The organism is Danxiaibacter flavus (genome assembly GCF_041060425.1).
In the GTDB taxonomy this organism is placed as follows: domain Bacteria; phylum Bacteroidota; class Bacteroidia; order Chitinophagales; family Chitinophagaceae; genus Danxiaibacter; species Danxiaibacter flavus.
The window spans coordinates 122614-140987 of sequence record NZ_JAULBC010000001.1 but is presented as its reverse complement, the minus strand read 5'-3'; the positions used below and the strand labels follow the sequence as shown (position 1 = coordinate 140987).

At 42.1% G+C, this 18374-nt stretch carries 8 protein-coding genes; 2 read left to right on the top strand and 6 right to left on the bottom strand.

Annotated elements, in window-relative coordinates; translation table 11 throughout:
* Positions 1-193 precede the first annotated feature (193 nt).
* Positions 194-2512, top strand: coding sequence for an arylsulfatase (locus QTN47_RS00525; protein ID WP_369327343.1), 2319 nt, complete (start codon positions 194-196; stop codon positions 2510-2512).
* Between the two features lie 386 nt (positions 2513-2898).
* On the opposite strand, the gene QTN47_RS00520 is transcribed toward QTN47_RS00525, so the two are convergent.
* Both QTN47_RS00520 and QTN47_RS00515 read right to left on the bottom strand, forming a co-directional pair.
* Positions 2899-4353: an isocitrate/isopropylmalate family dehydrogenase gene (locus QTN47_RS00520; protein ID WP_369327342.1), complete on the bottom strand. Its 1455-nt coding sequence runs from the start codon at positions 4351-4353 to the stop codon at positions 2899-2901.
* A 394-nt stretch (positions 4354-4747) separates the two neighbouring features.
* Complete coding sequence (locus QTN47_RS00515; RefSeq protein WP_369327341.1) at positions 4748-7132, bottom strand: ABC transporter permease; 2385 nt, start codon at positions 7130-7132, stop codon at positions 4748-4750.
* 111 nt (positions 7133-7243) lie between these two features.
* On the opposite strand from QTN47_RS00515, the gene QTN47_RS00510 reads away from it, so the two are divergent.
* Positions 7244-7603 (top strand): four helix bundle protein, encoded by a 360-nt coding sequence (locus QTN47_RS00510; RefSeq protein WP_369327340.1) that lies wholly within the window; start codon positions 7244-7246, stop codon positions 7601-7603.
* Positions 7604-7660: 57 nt separating this feature from the next.
* On the opposite strand, the gene QTN47_RS00505 is transcribed toward QTN47_RS00510, so the two are convergent.
* From QTN47_RS00505 to QTN47_RS00490, 4 genes are all read right to left on the bottom strand, one after another.
* The gene (locus QTN47_RS00505; RefSeq protein ID WP_369327339.1) at positions 7661-10093 is read right to left on the bottom strand and encodes an ABC transporter permease; all 2433 of its coding nucleotides are present in this window, start codon (positions 10091-10093) and stop codon (positions 7661-7663) included.
* 353 nt (positions 10094-10446) lie between these two features.
* A complete protein-coding gene (locus tag QTN47_RS00500) occupies positions 10447-12831 on the bottom strand; it encodes an ABC transporter permease (protein WP_369327338.1) in 2385 nt (794 codons plus the stop codon).
* Positions 12832-13285: 454 nt separating this feature from the next.
* Complete coding sequence (locus QTN47_RS00495; RefSeq protein ID WP_369327337.1) at positions 13286-15646, bottom strand: ABC transporter permease; 2361 nt, start codon at positions 15644-15646, stop codon at positions 13286-13288.
* Positions 15647-15829: 183 nt separating this feature from the next.
* Positions 15830-18289, bottom strand: a complete 2460-nt coding sequence (locus QTN47_RS00490) for an ABC transporter permease (RefSeq protein WP_369327336.1) — start codon at positions 18287-18289, stop codon at positions 15830-15832.
* Positions 18290-18374 lie beyond the last annotated feature (85 nt).

Here is an 18374-nt window from a genome sequence, read left to right as displayed (position 1 = left end):
AATAAATGATCATTCAATAATACTCAAGAAAGATTGGATTTGTAAACAGTATCGCCAGCATTAGGTGACATTTTATTTCATTATTGCAAAAGAAACAGGCATTCAAAAGCTTCCCGATAAGCTCCCTTAAGTGAACTATTTCAACTACAAACTGTTTTGAATTAGACTATCACAATTAACAAAAAGGGAAAATATGACCACAGTTCAAAGATTCTTGCCTGCTATTTTCTTTTGCTTCACAGCCTGGAGTTATGCACAAAATAGTCTTCCCAAGCCAGAGCCTCCTTTCCAGGGCAAAATTGGCAAAACATACAAAGAGTCCACACCTGCATGGCCTGAAATTCCAACAGCAGCTAAAGATGCTCCTAATATCGTGATCATTTTACTTGATGATGTTGGATTCGGCCAGACTTCAACTTTCGGAGGGTTGATCCCAACTCCCAATCTTGATAAGCTTGCATCTGAAGGTCTGAAGTATAACCGTTTTCATACTACAGCGATTTGCGGTCCATCGCGGGCGGCGTTGTTAACCGGAAGAAATCATCACGATGCAGGTAATGGTTTTCTAATGGAATGGGCGACAGGCTTTCCGAGCTATACAACGATGATCCCGCGGACCACTGCAACAATGGGCGAGGTATTGCGGGACAATGGCTATTCAACCTGGTGGTTTGGAAAAAATCACAACACTCCCGATTGGGAAACCAGTGTAGCTGGTCCGTTTGATCGCTGGCCAACAGGCATGGGATTTGACTATTTCTATGGATTTAACGCTGGTGAAGCCCACCAGTATTATCCGGTAATTTTTGAAAATACAACTCCTGTCGAACCAAATAAATCTCCACAGCAAGGCTACCATTTGTTGACTGATATGACCGACCGCGCAATAGCCCGGATGCAATACTCCAAGTCTGTTTCTCCAAATAAACCGTTCTTCATGTACTTCGCACCCGGGGCCATGCACGCGCCACATCACGTGACTAAGGAATGGCGTGATAAGTTCAAGGGAAAATTCGATATGGGCTGGGAAAAATACAGGGAAATTGTCTTTGAAAATCAGAAGCGAATGGGTATTATTCCATCTGATACAAAACTAACACCACGTCCAGAATGGGTTCCTGCATGGGATAGTTTAAATGACAAACAAAAGAAAGTCTATAATGCTCTCTTTGAAAATTATGCCGGATACTTCGCTTTTACAGATCATGAGGTTGGCCGTTTACTTGATGCAATAAAAAAATTACCCGACGCAGATAACACACTCGTAATATTCATTGTTGGAGACAATGGCGCTTCTTCGGAAGGAGGCCCGGACGGCACACTCGATGAAATCAAAAATCTCGCGGGAATGAATGCAAGTATAGACGACATTCTTAAAGACATAGACAAGTTGGGCGGGCCCGAAACAGAACCTCATTATCCTGTAGGCTGGGCCTGGGCGGGGAATACACCCTTTCAATGGGTTAAACAAGTTGCCTCACACCTGGGCGGTTCCCGTAATCCAATGGTGATTAGCTGGCCTGCAAAAATAAAACACGACGACAAATGCAGAGAGCCATTTTTGCATCTTGTCGATATTGCTCCAACCGTTTATGAGGCGGCTCATGTAACAATGCCGGACTATGTAAGTGGCATTAAACAACTGCCACTTGCAGGCAAATCTTTTTTGGCAAGTTTTACAGATCCTTCATATGCGGGTAGATCTGAACAGTATTTCGAAATTTTAAGCAACCGGTCAATCTATGCAGATGGCTGGAAAGCAGATGCACAACATACATTACCCTGGCGTCAGGATCTTGCTCCCGGTAACTGGGATAGTGATAAATGGGAGCTATACAATCTTGACAAAGACTTTTCGGAAGCAAATGACCTTGCGGCACAAATGCCGGAAAAGCTTGAAGAAATGAAAAAGAAATTTGACGCTGCTGCCGAGAATTATCATGTATACCCACTTGATGACAGAGGTGTTGCCAGAGCTTTGGTGCCCAAGCCCCCACCGCCCGGGTTTGATCCGGCAGCAACGCATTTTGTTTACTACGCAGGAGCTACAAGACTGCCAGAAACAGCATCGCCATCAATTAAAAACCGAAGTTGGTCGATCACTGCAGATATTAAGACTAAAGGGGCTGGCACAAATGGTGTAATCCTCGCTGCTGGTGGCGTTTCGTCGGGAGTAACTTTGTATCTAAAAAACGGTGTTCCAGTATTTGACTATAACTATTATGGCTCACATACTGTTTTGAAAGCAGCCAGCGTAATTGTTCCCGGCAATGCAACTGTTGAATTAGATTTTAACTATGACGGAGGCGGGATGGGCAAGGGCGCTCAATTGAATCTGAAAGTTAACGGTAAAAGTGTAGCACAAGGCAAAATGAAAGCAACTGTGTTTGCCCGTTTTGGTGTTGATACATTTGGAATAGGAGAAGACAGCGGCCAGCCGGTAACTCCGGCATACAAACCTCCATTTAAATTCAACGGAACCATTAATAAAGTTGAAGTTGATCTTAAATGACCGATATATCACCCGTAATCAATGCATTTCGCTTTCTATACCGGTGCTGGCTGTGTATTGCTCGTTTTACCGGCCACAACCAAAACCACATCTACTTTAAAGCTTCACAGATCAATGCCATACATGGTGTACAAAAGAAAGGCCATCATAAAAGATGGCCTTCGGTTATTTTAAGTGGGGAATATATGATTATTCACAGATAAAAGGATCATAGTGGTCCGGATATCAGATCCTATGCCGGCTCTTCGCTCATTGTCGCATGCAAATCATGTTTGCAACTACGGACATAAGATTTAGCAGGTTTTATAGGATACATAATATGTTTATCTTATCCAGCTTTCTCAGGGAGTGCAAATATAGCACCGCTATTAATTATGCTGTTAAGATTATTGTCCCTGGGCAAGACTATATGCTCTTTTTTCACCGAACATCAGCAACAACTCTGAAGAACAGATCTTGTAGTTACCGCTCAGGCTGATATACAAGCCCAACACATCCTGTTGTGTTAATGGCAGATCGTCCAGGCTTTCAAAACGAACATTGTACTGGTTTACAAGGTTAGTGTAAACAGAACCTGTTGGCCAAACCTGTGTACCGCGGTTGCTGATATTTACCAGTTTGAATTTAACACCCGCATGTCTCAGGCATTTATTAGCGATGATCGTCGGTTGCTCGTTGCTTTCGATAAAGAAGTCAACACCAACAATTCTCTCGTTGGATGTATCATGAGACTCAAGCATTGGGTTTTTCTCCAGCTTGAAATGCGTTTGGGTTGTAGGCATATCCTGCAACATTGGTTTCGCACCCTGAGCAGGAGTTTTACCAAAGTTTGCTATCACGGCTTCTGCGAATTGTGTAGTGTTCAGAGAAGGTTTTGATTTATCACCAAAATCACCTGTATGTTGGCCATTTTCCAACGTATACAGCAATGCGTTCTCAATTGTTACCGCGCTCTGCATCAAACCAAGGTGATGCAGCATACCAATACCACTCAACAATAAGGCGGTTGGGTTAGCAATATTCTTACCCGCAATATCCGGAGCAGTTCCGTGTACAGCTTCAAAAATACAGATATGGTCTCCGATGTTTGCAGAAGGTGCGAAACCAAGTCCGCCAACCAAACCAGCACACAGGTCACTTACTATATCGCCTTGCAGGTTGGTCAGCACAACCACATCGAACAGATCAGGTTTAGTAACCAGTTTCATGCAAAGGTCATCCACAATCACATCGTCAGCATTCAGTTCCGGATAGCCTTTTGCCACTTCATAAAATACTTCCAGGAACAAGCCATCAGTAATTTTCATAATATTTGCCTTGTGCCCGCAAGTAATACGTCTTGCGCCTTTTTTCTTGGCCATCTCAAACGCATACTTAATCACCTGCAAACTTCCGGGGCGGGTAATGAACCTGCGGCTCAACGCAACGTCATGCGTAAGCATATGTTCAATTCCGCCATATGTATCTTCAATGTTCTCACGAACAACCGTAATATCGATAGGAATTCCAGCTTTGCTGAAAACGGTATCAACGCCATGTAATGTTTGGAAAGTTCTTTTGTTAGCGTAAGTGTTCCAGGTTTTACGTGCAGTAACGTTAACGCTTTTTACGCCTTTTCCTTTAGGGGTTTCCATTGGACCTTTAAACAAAATGCCCAGCGTTTCAATTGTTTGTTGCGCTTCAGGCGTCATACCGTTGCTGTAGCCTTTGTCAAATACCCATTTTCCCATATCCACAAAATCGTACGCCAGAGGAACCTTTGCGGCGTCAAAAATTTTTAGCACTGCGTCCATAATCTCCGGGCCAATACCATCACCCTTTGCTACAGCAATCCTTGTCATAGGTCTTATTTTTTGTTGGAAAGATTTAAAAATTGGAGCAAAGGTAGGGGGAATGGACGAAAAAGCTGTCAGCTATTAGCTACCAGCTATCAGCTATCAGCGCAATATTAAAGCTTAAAGCCCAAAGCCTAAAGCCCAGAACCCGTTCACCAAAATCCGCATGTCACATGAACGTTTTTTATTACATGACAAAATACGAGAGACACACTGACAACCACAGAGGCATACAACGCAGTTCTTTTTCTTTTTTCTTTTTTCTTTTTTATTGTTATTTTTTTTCTCCCTCCTATTCAACAGGATCAATCTTACTATCCTCACAGTCAACATCTTACATGTCTTATACGTCTTACTGTCTTACGATCTTACTGTCTTACGATCTTACTGTCTTACGGTCTTATTCCGTCCTCAAACTCTTCACCGGATTCGCCACCGCTGCTTTTATTGCCTGGAAACTTACAGTTGCCAGAGCAATAACAATCGACACAATAGCTGCCAGCAAGAAGATCCACCAGCCGATTTCAATCCTGTAGGCAAAATCATCCAACCAGTTGTGCATGCCCCACCACGCCAACGGTGATGCAATTACAATGGCGATCACGACTAACACAATGAAATCTTTTGAAAGTAAAGCTGCGATATTGGAAACAGACGCACCCATTACTTTTCTAATACCGATCTCTTTTGTCCGCTGCATGGTGCTATATGATGCGAGGCCCAACAAACCGAGACAAGAAATGAAGATGGCCAGTATGGCAAAATTCAGGAACAGTTTACCAAAACGTTCTTCACTGCGGTATTGCCTGTCAAAAAACTCATCCATAAAGAAATAGCTGAATGGTCTGTTTGGAATTGTTTCTTTCCATTTATTTTCCAAAGCAGCGAGCGTTGAGGGAATACTGGAGCCTCCTGCAATATGCACAGACACCAGGTCGCATCCGTCGGGCTCAATTCGCATACTGAGTGGCTTGATAGCCTTCTGCAGAGAACGGAAATGAAAATCTTTCATTACACCGACAATCGTTCCTTCCCGTCCCCACTGCTTAAATTTTCTTCCAACTGCATCCTTCGGAGATCTATAACCAAATAATTTAACGGCAGCTTCATTAAGGATCATTGCCTGCGTTGTATCTGTTCCAAAATCTCTTGAGAACGAACGGCCGGCCACCATCTTTATTTTAAACTGGTTGATGTAGTCAAAGTCCACAAAATAGAGATCAAGATTAGCTACCTGAAGATCACCTTTGCTATTTTCAATTTCGGAATAGGCACCGCTATTACCTCCCCCCGGCACACTGGATGACATTGCAGCAGATTGTACATTGGCAACACCGAGGGCCGCATTTTTAAAAGCCTCTTTGGCTGGATCGCCATGCGTATCAATCACTACAATCTGATCTTTGGAAAAACCGAGATCGCGGTTTCGCATAAACTTCATTTGCGTGTACACGACAATCGTTCCGATAATAAGCGCAATGGAAATAGAAAATTGCGCAACTACCAGGATTTTACGCAGGAAAATTCCTTTTGTACCTGATGCAAATCTTCCTTTCAAAACAACAACCGGTCTGAATGAGGACAATACCAATGCCGGATAAATGCCCGCAAGAAGTCCAATTCCAATTGCTGATATAAAAAGAACAAGTAAATAATTGGGATGATTGAAAATACCGGGGCTGATTATTTTACCCGCAAGGTGATTAAACAACGGCAGCAACAAAGCAGACAATCCAACACTCAGGAAAAATGCGATAACACACAAAATGACAGATTCACCAATAAACTGCCTGGCGATCTGTATTCTTGCCGCACCTACAACTTTGCGGATACCCACTTCTTTTGCGCGCTCGGTTGAACGTGCTGTAGTCAGGTTTATAAAATTAATACAGGCTATGAGCAAGATAAAAATGGCTATAATGGAAAAGATCTGCACGTTGTGCATATTGCCTGACCTCGACCCATCGCGTGTTGAATATAGGTACACATCGCGCAACGGCTCAAGAAAGAGCGTGTAAAACATCTGGGCCTTCTTTTGCTCATCACCATTTCGATTTTGAAGAAAAGCCGGAAACTTTTTCTCGACTGCTTTGGGATTGGTTCCAGGCTTTAATAGCAAGTAAGAGATTGCACCAAAATTGCCCCACGCATTATCTATGCCTTTGTTAAAGCGTTGGGTGAGCGTAACCATCGACACGAACATATCCGCCTTAATCTGCGAGTTCTCCGGAATATCCTCAATTATTCCGGTTACTGTTGCAGGTAAGCCGTCGCCTGTAAGCAACAATTGTTTTCCTAACGGATCTTCATTGCCGAAATATTTTTTTGCAGCAGTCTCCGTAAACACAACGTTTAATTGATCCTTCAGTGCCGTTTCGGGATTGCCCTTAATCAATTTGAAATCAAACACGTTGAATAAAGCTGAATCGGCAAAGGCAGCATTTTCTTCCTGGAACTTAACATCGCCTCTTCTTACGAGTAAATTCGCGTTGTTCACGCGCGCAAATGATTCCACTTCCGGAAAATCCGATTTTATATTGGGAGCAAATGCCCAGGAAGTTGTACTTGCATTAAGGGTTTCGCTCGGCGTTTTTATATCACACACCAGGCGATAAGTTCTGTCAGCCTTCTTATTAAAAGCATCATAATGCAGTTCAAACTGAACATACATAAAGATGAGGAAGCATGCCGTCATCCCAACGGTAAGCCCCATTATGTTGATGAACGAAAACACCCTGTTACGCCAGAGGTTCCGGAATGCGGTCTTTAGATAGCTCTTGATCATAAGAGACAGTTATTAATTGACAGTTGAAAGTTGACAATTGAAAATGCCAGAACGATATATATATAAAACCGGTATTAAATAAATCTAATTTTGTCATTACATTTAACGTGCATGAAACCCAACCCAATCCAACAAAAAACTTACAAATTCGCTTTACGAATAATTAATGCTTATAAATTCTTGCACACCGTACATAAAGAATATGTGCTATCTAAACAATTGCTAAGAAGCGGTACTTCAATCGGCGCTCAGGTTATGGAAGCTGAACATGCGCAAAGCAAACCTGACTTCCTCAACAAAATGAACATTGCATTAAAGGAGGCCAATGAAACCAGTTACTGGCTGCATCTTCTTAAAGACAGCAACTACCTGGATAACAATATGTTTATCTCCATTCACACAGATTGCATTGAAATAATTAAACTCTTATCCAGCATAGTAAAAACCACTAAAAACTCATTAAACAAATAACACAGACCTCCGCGTCAATATTGTCAATTTTCAATTGTCAACTGTCAATTAAAAGATCTATTCCGTTTTCAAACTCTTCACCGGGTTCGCCGCGGCAGCTTTAATAGCCTGGAAGCTTACTGTTCCCAGCGCTATGATCAAAGCAACAATGCCTGCAGTTATGAAAACCCACCAGCTAATATCCGTTCTATAAGCAAAATCCTGCAACCAACGATGAATAGCAAGCCACGCTAACGGCCATGCAATTATGTTGGAGATGATCACAAGCTTTAAGAAATCTCCGGATAGCATGCCCACAATATTCTGAACACTGGCGCCGAGTACTTTGCGGATGCCGATCTCTTTAATCCTTCTTTCCGCAGCATAAGACGCTAAACCAAACAAACCAAGACAAGAGATAATAATTGCCAGCACAGCAAGTACACCAACCACCTTACTCACCTGGTTATCCGCCCTGTACATTTCATTGAAATGATCATCAAGAAATGTGTATTCGAACGGATGATCCGAAACGTTTTTCTTCCAGATGGAACCGATATATGCAATGGCGTCAGAAGCTTTTGCCCCATTGATGCGAACAGACATTTCGCCAAAGCCCCAATCCTTTTGATTGAGCATACACAACGTTTCAATTTTATAGTGAAGGGAATTGAAGTTGAAATCTTTTGCAACACCGGCGATGTAACCTGCGGAATCCATACCGCCAAAACCAAAATGTTTGCCGATCAATGATTCATAAGAAGCTTTGGGACCATCCTTCAACAATTCTTTGGCCAGCTCTTCGTTAACAATATATGCCTTACCATTTTCTGATGCATAATCCTTTGTAAAATTCTTTCCCGCGATAATTGGGATCTGATACAATGTGAGATAATCAGGATCCACAACAACCTGTGACGAAGTAAGATCCCGTGCCGGCCCGTTTCCATGGAAAGTAACGCCGGTCTGATGCAGGTTGTTTCCGAGGCGTTGCTGAGAACCTGTAACTGATTTTACGAGTGTGTTTTGCAACAGATCCTGTTTAATTGCTTCATATTTAGCAGAAGACGCACGATCAAGCGGCAGGATCATTACCTGGTCGCGGTTAAATCCAACATCTTTGCCCTGCATAAATCGCAACTGGCGAACCGCAAACACGGTTGCTATAATGAGGAAAACAGCACCTGTAAACTGACCGATCACAAGCACATCTCTCAATGTCCATTTATTTTTTCCCGGTGCAGCAATTGATCCTTTCAGCACCTTCACCGGCTTGAATGAAGAAAGATAAATGGCTGGATAAATTCCGGCAACGATACCAACAAGCATACTTCCTCCCAATATGGAAAGGAACAATTTTGGATCTGTGAAGAAGGGAAACCTAAGCTCACGCTGGCTCAACTGCACCACGAACGGAAGAAACAATTTCACCAAGCCAACCGCGAGGAGCATAGCAATTAATGATAGCAATATTGATTCCCCAATAAACTGTACAGCCAGTTGCCAGCGGTTTGCTCCGATTGTTTTGCGAATGCCTACTTCTTTTGCTCGTTCTGCGGAACGTGCAGTTGAGAGGTTCATAAAATTAATGCACGCAATAATGAGAATAATGAGTGCAATAATGGAGAATACATACGTATAAGTCTTATCAAACTTCTGGTAATTGAGATAGTCATGTGTGATGCTGGTAGAACTTGCATGCACATCTTTAAGTGATTGCAGAAACAATTCGTAATGCTTCCAGTTATCATTTTGCATGTGACGCTTCAGGTAATCCGGAAACTTTTTGGACATCGCAGCTATATTGGTATTCGGAGCCAACTCAAAGTAGGTCACGAGCCAGTTACCTCCCCAGTTCTCCATAAATTGAGGCCTTGCAAAAGTGCTGAACGACATAAGTGCATCGAACTGTAGATGGGAATTCTCCGGAACATCTTCCATAATGCCTGTTACGGTGAAATTGGTTGTATCACCAATATAATGCACCACTGTTTTGCCCATTGGGTTTTCTTTACCGAATATTTTCGCTGCGCTTTCTTTGGTAAGAATAACACTATTTGGTTTCTGCAGGGCCGTCGCTCTGTCACCGCTGGTCAGGCGGAAATCAAACATCTGTAAAAAGGTAGAGTCGACCCAGCAGATCTTTGGAAGAAATACTTTCTTATCCTGGTAGTTAAAATCAAATTTTTCATTCTGACGAACGCGCGTAAAATTCAGCACTTCGGGGAACTCCTGTTTTAAGGTTGGTCCCATTGGATACATGGATAGTGCTACATTTTGCGGCGCGACCATTCCTTCAAACTTCTGCACTTCATCCAGCCGGTAGATATTTTTTGTATGCAGACTATCAAAACTCTTTTCATAAAAAACGAATATCATGATGATGATACACGCGGCTATTCCAATCGCCAGCCCGATAATATTAATTGCAGAGAAGAACTTATTCTTCCGCAAATTGCGCCACGCAACTTTTGCATAGTGAGCGCCTTTGAAACGTACATTTTCTTTCATCGCTGATGTCTGATTTTTTATCGCTGATGTCTGATCTTTTGATCGCTGATTTGTTTAGGTGCGTCTTACAAATTAATATCTAACACCCAAAAGCCCGGTATCTGATCTCTGATTTATTGATCTCTGGTTCGCTGATCTCTGATTTATTGATCTCTGATTCACTGATCTCTGATTCACTGATCTCTGATTTACTGATCTCTGATCTTTGATATTCTTATCTCTGATTTTGCGACAGCACACCCGAACCTATTCTCTTACTGTCTTACTGTCTTACTATCTTACTGTCTTACTATCTTTCTTCCACGTCTTACACGTCTTACATGTCTTACGGTCTTACTATCTTACGGTCTTCTTTATTCCGTCCTCAAACTCTTTACCGGATTTGCATATGCCGATTTCAGTGATTGATATAAAACAGTTATAGCTGCAACCATGAACGTACAAACTATGGCCAGAGCAAAAATCCCAACGCCGATATTTATTCTGTAAGAAAAATCCTGCAGGTATTTATGCATCACCCACCATGCGATGGGTGCTGATATCAAAAATGCGATGACCAACAATTTGGAAAACTCTTTGCCGAATAGCCACAGGATATTTGTTACACCGGCGCCCAACACTTTGCGCACACCAATCTCCTTCGTTTTGCGAACTGCCATAAATGAAACCAGTCCATACAAACCAAGGCAGCCGATCAATACTGCGATGCAGGAAAACAACATGATCAATTTAAACATGATGTCGTCCATTTCGTAAAATTCCGCTATGCGGTCGTCAAGGAATTGATAAGAATAAAGAAAATCAGGAAAGGTTTCATTCCAGATCTTTTCAAATGATGCAAGGATCGGTTTTACGTTACGCATATTGATCTTGACTGCGCAAGTCACATAGTTGCTGGTATCTGACATTATACAGATCGGATCGATCTCGTTATGAAAAGAATAGTTGTAAAAATCCTTTACCACACCACAGATAGGCAATGCTTTATTTCCGTCAATACTTATTACTTTTCCGATCAGCTCTTCCGGCTTCTTGTTCAGCTTCTTTGCAAAAGTTTCATTTACCAGGTATTCACGAACAGTGTCTGACGGATAAAAATTGCGGCCGGCTGCGAGCTTCAGATCGAACACATTCATAAACTGATCATCGCCATTTTTTGTATTGATGCCCCAATGTTCATCTTCTTCCCGATTATCAAAACGCACGCCGGTGTTATTGTTGGAATTTGAAGCGGGCGGCTGAAAACACAATGTCATCTTTTCAACACCAGGTATTGTAGCAAGTCGCGATTCCAGCGTTTTCTTTTTTGAATGTGAACCGGGAACAGGCAGGGTTACTATTGCATCTTTATTAAAACCGAGATCCGATGTTTTTGAATAATGGATCTGGCTGGCGATGACAATGGTTCCGATAATCAGCATTTGCGAAATAGCAAACTGTGTCACAACCAATATTCTTCTTAATGAAAAACCGCCAACATGTTTTTGCGACAACTTGCTCTTTAACGCCAGCACAGGTTGGAATCGCGCCAAAACAAGTCCCGGATAAGAACCCGATAAAAAGACTACCAATACAGCAACAACTACCAGGAACACAAGTAGTGGACCGTTAGTAAAGAAATGAAGGCTCATCTCCGATTTAAACAAATTATTGAGCCAGGGCAGTATCAACGAAGCCATTGCAGAAGCAACGACAATTGCAAAAAGCGTTATGATGGCCGTCTCAATGATAAACTGCCAGAACAATTGATTGCGCAGACTTCCTAACACTTTGCGGATACCAATCTCTTTGGAACGGTTCAGCGCCTGGGCTGTTGCGAGGTTAACAAAGTTTACGCAGGCGGTGATAATGAGAAACACACCGATAAAAAACAAGGCCCACAAATATTTCTTGTCGGCATAACCTCCATAATTCGGATCAAAGTGAACAGTTGACAACGGCTGTAGTTTAAACTGCCATGTCTTTACATCTCTACCCTTGTAATATTTCTGAACAATAAGCGGAAATGCCTTGTTTACCTGAGCCTGGGTTACCGCAGGCTTCAACCGGGTAAATGCCTGACACCCACTGTAAACACCTGGCCATGCACTATCACTGGCCAGCCATTTGTTGCGTTCTTTCAGATTGATGTAAGACAAATAAACTTCCTGCCGGCGATCTGTATTGGGCGGCAGATCTTTTAATATCCCTGCAACCTCAAAGTTGGTTGTATTTGAGATGCGGATGGTTTTGCCCATAGCATCTTCGTTACCGAAAAATTTCTTAGCCATCTTTTCGGTAATGAGTGCTTTATTAGGAGCGGCCAATGCAGCTTGCGCATTGCCTTTCACCATTGGGAAATTAAAGATGTCAAAGAACGCTGGCTCGGCATAAGCGATGCCGCTTTCTTCCTCGAATTTCTTTACTTCTTTTTCATCCGGCAACGAAATCAAGGTACGTCTGTAATCTACCACGCGAGCGGTCTTCTCAGCAAAAGAAAATTCTTCACGAAATGTCTTACCTAACGGTTGAGGAACTGCGCCGGAATAGCCGACATTCTCATCATGCCATTCGGTAACCAGTCTATAAATGCGGTCTTTGTCTTTGTGGAAAGAATCAAAGCTTAAATGATAGCTCACCAACGTAAAGATCACGATGCAACATGCAATCCCCATTGAGAGTCCGAGGATGTTGATGACTGCATAAGCTTTGTTACGCATCAGGTTACGCCAGGCAATTTTGAAAAAATTTCTAAGCATGAATTGGGTTTTAGCAATGAGCTGTCAGCCATCAGCTTTCAGCTTCTATAATTAATTTTTTTAAACCACAGAGAATACAGGAGTTTTGCACAGAGGGCCACGGAAATTTCAATTCTGTATCAACAACATTCCTTTTCAGTCTTCTTACTTTCTTTTCAGCACAATTACACTCCTTCTCACCACTTACTGTCTTACTGTTCTACTGTCTTACGCATCTTACGGTCTTACACGTCTTACGGTCTTATTTAACCACAGAGAATACAGGAGTTTTGCACAGAGCACCACAGAAGTTTCAATTACGCCAACACCAATCTTCTTTTGCCTTCTTCCTCTCTTTATTACGCTCACATCATTTCTTATCTCTCACGGTCTTACCATCTTACTGTCTTACCATCTTACTGTCTTACGATCTTACTGTCTTACGGTCTTACGGTCTTACTATCTTACGGTCTTCTCACTCCGTCTTCAAACTCTTCACCGGGTTTGCAATTGCAGCTTTAATGGATTGATAACTCACGGTAATCAATGCGATCAAAATTGAAAGCAATGCAGCCAATGCAAAAATCCACCATTCAATATCAATACGATAAGTATATCCGTCCAGCCACTTGCTCATAAAGAACCAGGCTAGCGGAGATGCAATTACAATTGAAACAATCACCAGTTTCAGAAAGTCTTTTGACAATAAGGTGGTAATATTTGTAACAGAAGCACCGAGCACTTTGCGAATGCCAATTTCCTTAATTCTGTTTTCCGCCATATACGCTGCCAGCCCGAATAAACCAAGGCAAGAAATAAAAATAGTCAGGCCAGCAAACAAAGCAGCAAGAATTCCGGTTGCCTTTTCATCTTCAAACTTTGCAGCATACTCTTCATCCACAAAATGATATTCAAACGGATATTCAGGATTGAACTTCTTGAATATCTTCTCGGTTGCCGCGAGATTTTGTTTCGTTCCGTTCGCTCCGTTAAATTTTATGTGCATTACATTGAACCATCCTTTAGGACCTTCAATGACCATCGGACGCATGGGCTCGTAGGGTGACTGCAGAATAAAATCTTTGATAACGCCTACTACATGCCAATCTATTCCATTGTCTTTTATTGGTGTTCCCAAAGGCGTTTTTAAACCCATCGCCTTTACCGCGGACTCATTAAGAATAAGCGCAGTCGAATCTGTAGGAAAACTTTTCAGATCAATATCGCGCCCGGCCACTACGGACATTCCTGCAGTTTTAACCAGGTTTCCATCTGTACAGTAGCGATCAAAATCTGTCTTATCATTCGGATCTTTTCCGGGCCATTCAAATCCCCAGGAGTCGCTCCAGCCTTGTGTCAGCGGCGCGCTTGTTTTACTTATTGCCGTTGCAGTTCCACTACTATACAATTCATTTTTTATCAGCTCATAGTTCTTTTCAATATCGCCAACGAGGAAAATATATGCGAGATCTTTTTTGTTGTAGCCCGCTTCTCTTTCCTGTCCGTGTTTCAATTGTCGCTCGATAATAATTGTGCAAATGATCAGTGCAATAGCGAAAGTGAACTGCATTACCACCAGGACCTTTCTTGGGGTTACAAGTGCATTAATTTTTTTGAACGTTCCTTTCAAAACCGCGCCGGGCTTAAAACCTGACAAAAAGAATGCGGGGTAACTACCAGCAACAACTCCTGTCAGCAATACAAACCCCAGCAATGCCGCCCAGAAATAGAGATTGCCAAAATCAAGGAACAATTGCTTTTGTACGAGCAGGTTGAAAGATGACAAACTCAACTGAACAATGATGATGGCAATGAATCCGGCGAATACGGAAATCAGGATGGATTCACCAAGAAACTGAACAATCAAAGATGATCTTTGTGCCCCGACAACTTTTTTGATACCAACCTCCTTCGCACGTTTTTCGCTGCGTGCTGTACTCAGATTCATGAAGTTAATACAGGCTATCAATAATATCAGCAACGCGATTGTCGTAAATACACGGATCTGAGCTATACGCCCTCCTGCCGGTTTTCCATTTTCAAAGTTTGAATAGAGTCGCTGCTTGCTCAGCTCATACATGAAGACTTCGATCTTTTCGCGGCCATTCAAATGATCGATAGTGATATTCTTAATCTTGTTATTGAATGCGGCAATATTGGTTCCTTTCTTTAACAGGATATAATTCTGCGTGGAGTTATTATCCCAGTTATCATCATCAAACCCTCTAACTTTCATGTATTGCCAGGGAAGGATGTATTCAAAGTTGAATCGCGTGTTGTTCGGAAGATCTTTCATGACAGCCGAAACGGTGAAGTTGTCACGATTATCAATTCTAACGACTTTGTTCATGGGATCCTCATTGCCAAACAACTTTTTAGCGAGCTTTTCGGTAATGACAATGGAATAGGTGTTGCTCAATGCCGTATTAGGATTTCCTTTCAATAACGGAAAACTGAACATGCGCAAAAAACCTGTATCGGCCATTGTTCCATGAACATTCAGTCGTTTATCTCCGATGGAAAAAAGAAAATCGTTGCCCCAGTTTACACGTGTAAATTCTTCCACTTCAGGGTAATCATTCTTGAGCGTCGGTCCCAGGATTTTTGGCGTTGTGCTCCAGCATTGCAACTTGTTATTAAACACACTTCTGTTCCATGCGATATACAGGCGATCCTGTTTTTCGTGAAAGCGGTCATAGCTTACCTCATTCTGTACCCATAACAAAATAAGTATGGCACTCGCCATGCCAATGGCCAGTCCACTAATATTAATAGCGCTAAACCCTTTTCTTTTCCAAAGGTTGCGGAAAGCGGTCTTGAAGAAATTCTTAATCATAACTAGCTATCAGCAATCAGCTATCAGCTATCAGCTATCAGCTTTTAGCCATATGCACATTTTTATTATTCTCAAACTATGTGGCCTACTTTTCAACTCTCGCTATCTTACTGTCTTACACATCTTACGGTCTTACTGTCTTACGGTCTTACGGTCTTACTGTCTTACGGTCTTACGGTCTTCTCACTCCGTCCTCAAACTCCTCACCGGGTTTGCCATTGCGGCTTTTACAGACTGGAAGCTGATAGTAACCAGTGCCACCACAATCATGAACAAACCACTGATTGCAAATACCCACCAGCTCATCTCTGTTCTGTAAGCAAAGTCCTGGAGCCATTTGTTAGCTGCCCACCAGGCTGCCGGTATTGAAATAAGAAATGCAATAACAATTAATTTCACAAAGTCTTTTGATAAAATGCCTACGATTTGAGCAGCCGTTGCACCAAGCACTTTTCTTATTCCGATCTCTTTTGTTCTTGCGAAAGTTGTGTACATGATCAGCCCGAGTAAACCAAGACTACTGATAAGGATGGAAAGTCCTGTTGCCCATGTAAGTAAGCCTGATATATTCTTTTCGTTCTTATAAAAGGCAGCTATCTTTTCATCAAAGAAGCTGTAATCAAAATCCTTATCAGGATAGACCTTCCTAAACTGTTTTTCGATCTCTTTTATTGTGGTTTGCCAGGTGTGCTGTCCTGCAATTTGGGGGCGCAATGCTACGTGAAAGAAAAAACTGCGATCATCCAGGGCGCCGAAAACCATAGGACCGATCTTTGCGTGTAAAGACTGCATATTGAAATCATTCATTACACCGACAATAGGAATATTCTTTTTATTGAACACCAACTGCTTGTTCAATGCATCTGCAGGATTCTGGAAACCAAGGAAACGGGCGTATGCCTCGTTGATTACAAATTCTTTTATTGTATCACTTGCCGTTACGTTTCTTCCTGCTAGCATTTTTATATTGTATAATGGCAGGTAATTCGGGTCGCCATACCTTAATTGTACATCTGTCTTTACTTCATTCTTACCATCCACATATAAAATATCTGTGAATGCAGCTCCTTCCACTGCCGGGGGCAAAAAGCCGTTACTTACCATTTGAACGCCGGGGATGTCGTTTATCGCGTTTAACAAAACGCTGCGATTACTCTTCGCCGTGTCCCGGGGAACGTCAAAAGAAATAATAGCATCTTTTTTAAAGCCAAGATCTTTATTCAATGTATAGTGAATTTGCTTGCCAACCATTACCGTTGCAATTACAAAAAACTGAGCAATGGAGAACTGGAAAACTGTCAACACTTTTCTTAACCAGGCTTTTTGTGTCTGGTGGCTTTCTACAAACACCTGGCTTTTTAACACGAGCACAGGTTTATATCCGGAGAGCACCAATGCCGGATAGAAGCCCGCAAGAAAACTCACCACAAAAGTGAGTAATACGACAAATACTAAAATAAGCGGCTGTCCGATAAATGAGTAATGAAATCCTTCAGGCAGGTATTCTTTAAACGCCTGAACAAGAAATGGAATAAAAATTAGTGAAAGAACAGAAGCAATTGCTGTAAGAAAAAGCGTTTCTCCCAAAAACTGCAACACAATCTGTTTTCTTGAACTCCCCATTGTTTTGCGGATCCCAATTTCCTTTGCACGTTGTGAAGACTGAGCTGTAGTAAGGTTGATGAAATTGATGCAACCTAAAATCAGCAGGAAAACAGCAATAGCCATCAAACCATATAAAGATGTCTTGTGCGCTATCAATTTGCCGAAGCCCTGGTAATTTTCGTTGAAGTGAACATCATTCAATGGCTGCAAGCGGAAACTCATTGTGTTCTTATCGTCCTTGTTTGCATTTTTATTATACTTTTTCAGTAAGCCTGCAAGTTGCGTCTCAGTCTGAGTAACCGATGTTCCGTTGGATAACCTGATGAACAACTGTGAATACGCCATCCAGTCGTCCCACACATCCATCATAAAATTGTGTTTCAAGCTTGTATTGAAAATAGTGGCGTAGGAAACGAATTCTTTATAAGAAAAGAATGTATTCTGACTAAGATCTTTCACAATACCGGAGACCGTTACCCGCATGGTATCATCATAAATAATTTCTTTTCCGGGAATATTCTCAATAGCAGTGGAAGGGAAATATTGTTTTGCGCGGCTTTCAGTTAAAACAACTGCAAACGGCTTTTGCAGTGTTGCGGCAGAACCTGCAAGCCATTTATATGATAATGCTGAAAAATAATCCGGACTGGTAAATATAACTTCAGGCTGTTTCTTATATACAACCGGATCGGAAGAGCCGGCCTTCGGAACAGAAACTTTTATGGTTGCATCGCCCTGAAACTGCATTAATGGAATTGTTTTTTCAACACCCGTCACTTCTTGCTGAATAGCATTGGCCAGTGGTGCAGGCACCGCGGCACTATGACCGGCATTGCCACTAAACTTCATATCCATCACCACGCGATACAACTTATCGCCATCGCGTTCAAATCTGTCAAAACTGTATTCGTGAAAAACGATCAGGAATATCAAGATGCAGGCAGCAATACCAATTGCCAGCCCCACCACATTAATGGCCGCAAAACTTTTATTGCGGACAATGTTTCTTAAAGCGGTCTTGAAGAAATTCCTCATCATAGTTGAAAGTTGAAAATTGACGATTGACAATGCAAGGTCGTTTAGTTAAGCAGGCATCTTCAACTTTGGGAGATGTCTCCTATCG

Excerpts from the sequence above, each read along its gene's own strand:
- QTN47_RS00515 (WP_369327341.1), bottom strand. The coding sequence starts at position 7,132 with ATGATCAAGAGCTATCTAAAGACCGCATTCCGGAACCTCTGGCGTAAC.
- QTN47_RS00490 (WP_369327336.1), bottom strand. The coding sequence starts at position 18,289 with ATGATGAGGAATTTCTTCAAGACCGCTTTAAGAAACATTGTCCGCAAT.
- QTN47_RS00495 (WP_369327337.1), bottom strand. The coding sequence starts at position 15,646 with ATGATTAAGAATTTCTTCAAGACCGCTTTCCGCAACCTTTGGAAAAGA.
- QTN47_RS00520 (WP_369327342.1), bottom strand. The coding sequence starts at position 4,353 with ATGACAAGGATTGCTGTAGCAAAGGGTGATGGTATTGGCCCGGAGATT.
- QTN47_RS00505 (WP_369327339.1), bottom strand. The coding sequence starts at position 10,093 with ATGAAAGAAAATGTACGTTTCAAAGGCGCTCACTATGCAAAAGTTGCG.
- QTN47_RS00510 (WP_369327340.1), top strand. The coding sequence starts at position 7,244 with ATGAAACCCAACCCAATCCAACAAAAAACTTACAAATTCGCTTTACGA.
- QTN47_RS00500 (WP_369327338.1), bottom strand. The coding sequence starts at position 12,831 with ATGCTTAGAAATTTTTTCAAAATTGCCTGGCGTAACCTGATGCGTAAC.
- QTN47_RS00525 (WP_369327343.1), top strand. The coding sequence starts at position 194 with ATGACCACAGTTCAAAGATTCTTGCCTGCTATTTTCTTTTGCTTCACA.